This is a genomic window from Bradyrhizobium sp., from assembly GCF_049581145.1.
Classification (GTDB): Bacteria; Pseudomonadota; Alphaproteobacteria; order Rhizobiales; family Xanthobacteraceae; genus Bradyrhizobium.
Window position 1 is genome coordinate 1 of the sequence record NZ_JBAURI010000850.1, and the last position, 2,241, is coordinate 2,241.

The 2,241-nt window shown below is 63.6% G+C and carries 2 protein-coding genes; one reads left to right on the forward strand and one right to left on the reverse strand.

Annotation, left to right across the window (positions count from 1 at the left end):
- Window positions 1-1,723, forward strand: a 1,723-nt coding sequence (locus WCB02_RS27875; RefSeq protein ID WP_423962977.1) for a hypothetical protein, incomplete at its 5' end; no start/stop codon positions are given.
- A 58-nt stretch (window positions 1,724-1,781) separates the two neighbouring features.
- On the opposite strand, the gene WCB02_RS27880 is transcribed toward WCB02_RS27875, so the two are convergent.
- Window positions 1,782-2,241, reverse strand: a 460-nt coding sequence (locus tag WCB02_RS27880; protein ID WP_423962978.1) for a hypothetical protein, incomplete at its 5' end; no start/stop codon positions are given.

Below are 2,241 nucleotides of genomic sequence, written 5' to 3' on the forward strand. Positions count from 1 at the left end.
GAACGGCTTCGTCTGGACAGGCGGCGGCCTGTGGAAAGACGAGATCGACCTCAAGCGCGATTTCGGCGGCTCGGGCGGCGAAGGCGCGCACGAAGCGACCAAGCTCGAAGAAGCCCTGGCGGATGGGCGGCCGATCTACATCCCGCCGGGTACCTGGAACTTCGAAGGGGCCGAAGGGCCCGCGGAAAAGACCGCCAAGGTCCGAGGCGCGGGTGACGTGACGAAAGTAGTGAGCAAAGGCAAACCAATCCTGACCGTCAACGGCAAGTACGGCACGACAGATTCCGGCTACCTCCGAGACTTCAAGCTCGAAAACGAAGGCGACCTCGAAAACGGGAAGGCCCTGATCGACCTCAAGCGCATCCGCAACATGGTCATCGAGGGCGTCAACGGCGGCCACGTGCTCGGCACGGGGGAATACCTCGGCATCCTCTTCAACCTCGACAGCAGCTACCAGCTGACGGTCCGCAACTGTGCTCTGCGCCCCAACCGCTACGGGACCGCGTTCGTGCAAAGCGACACGACGGAACCGAGCGAGCAGGACGACACCAACCGCTTCGAGAACATCCAGGTCAACGGCTCCGCAGGCCTAATCTCCCGCCTCACCGAAGGCAACTGGAACTCGATCGTCCTCGACCAATTCAAGTGCGTAGCGCTACACCCGGAGTCCGAAGCGGGCTACGACGAGGGCACGCTCACAGCGGAAGCGAAAGCGGGCGAATCGACCCTCACCGTCGGCACCATCGTTCACGGCAGCCTCGTGGCTGGATACCCGATCCTGATCGGATCGGGCAAAGTGCTGGAGGTTGCAAGGATCAAAGAAGTCTCAGGCGCCACGATTACGCTCGCGCAGCCACTGCTATACGCGCACGCGTCCGGCGAAATGGTCGTCGCCCACGGCTTCGCCTGCTCCTTCTCGGAAAACACGTACGCGGTGGACATCCGCGCCTGTCACTGGGAGAACCTGAGCATCGGCGCGATCACACGCGGCGTCCGGTCCATCTCGATCGACAATTACTACAGCTCATGTTCGGAGTTGGTGCGCTTCACGGAATCAGAGCGCACGACGCGTATCGGCATCGGCGCTGCGAGCGGCAAGGCGGCGGCCAGTCGCAGCGTGATTGCGTGCGTCTGGAAGGGTGCTGTGACGGCCGGGAAACCGCCGGCGGAGATCATCATCGACCAGATCCAGCCAATCTCAGGCGGCATAGAACCGTCGCCGGTCGACGCGCAGGGCGAATCGGTATCGAGCATCAACTATCAGGTGCTCCACAGAAACCACGACCCTGGCAGCGGCGATAGCCTCAACTACGGCGAAGTCAACAGCGCCAGCGGCGGCAGCGGCATTCCTATCAACCAGGTGCAGCTTGGCGGTGCTGACGTAAACGTGCTGTGGCGTGACGGCCATCAGGAAATCCAGCGGTTCGGCCCGAACCACAAGGAACTGACCGAAAGCTACAAACCATCAGCCACGGACCCCGGCCTCTTCCTCTGCAAAATGTCGGGCACGCTACGCACGATCACGTTGCCGGCCGCCAGCGCCTGGACCAACATGTTCATGACGATCAAGGACATCCTCGGGGAAACGACCACCAAACCGATCACCGTCACGCCGGAAGGCACGCAGCACATCGACGGCAAAAACGAATCGGTTAAAATCGAAGCCGCAGGCAAGCCGGTGCTCCGGCTTTACTGCGATGGCACCGGGTGGTGGACCGTTTAAGGCAGTACGGAAAGGTCTCGGTCAATCTGATGGGGGCGTGCCGCCGCAATCCACTCCGTCATGCATTGCCGCGTAGATAGTCGTGCAGGCGCTTGGCCACGAAGCTGACGGCCGGCTCGTGCATCAACTGGCGGTTGTGCGCGTGCCCGCCGGGCGCAGCGTAGCTGGTGACCGTGCCGAGTGAGTCCCAGCCGAGGGTCGGCTCTTCGTAAAGCCCGTCGCCGTAGAAGACGAGGATCTCGCCGCGATACTTTGTCGGGACGTAGCGCTTCTCCGCCTCGCGATGCAGGCCGAGGAAGAACTCCTCGCGATCGCGCTCGGGAACCGCACGACCGAGCGCGAGCAGGACCCGCGTTCGCGGTCCGCGCGTGCCCCGCCAGAAGCTGCTGAGAGCCCGGCGTGGGTGGACGGTTGCCCGCGGCGCGCGCGCGATCAGCTTGAACGGCGCCAGCAGCCGCTGCTTGCGTTGCCGGGCTCGGCGCGCACTCTGCGGAAGCGCGGGCGGCACCGAGTTCTTC